Below are 241 nucleotides of genomic sequence, written 5' to 3'. Positions count from 1 at the left end.
TGCCGCAGCCGCGGCCGAAGTACGAGATCTTCGTGTATTCGCCGCGGGTGGAGGGTGTGCATCTGCGGTTCGGTGCGGTGGCTCGTGGTGGTTTGCGGTGGTCGGATCGGTTGGAGGATTTCCGGACCGAGATTCTGGGTCTGGTGAAGGCGCAGGCGGTGAAGAACGCGGTGATCGTGCCGGTGGGCGCGAAGGGTGGTTTCGTGGTGAAACGCCCGCCGGCCGCCACCGGCGACGCCGC

General features: G+C 67.2%; 1 protein-coding gene. It reads left to right on the top strand.

Annotated elements, in window-relative coordinates; all coding sequences use genetic code 11:
* Positions 1-241 (top strand): NAD-glutamate dehydrogenase domain-containing protein (locus IG75_RS37095; protein ID WP_036544491.1); only part of this gene is annotated, 241 nt, incomplete at both ends.

This window comes from Nocardia rhamnosiphila NBRC 108938 (assembly GCF_000720425.1).
Lineage (GTDB): Bacteria > Actinomycetota > Actinomycetes > Mycobacteriales > Mycobacteriaceae > Nocardia > Nocardia rhamnosiphila.
The sequence above is the reverse complement of the archived record's forward strand: the minus strand, read 5'-3'. Positions and strand labels throughout refer to the sequence as shown.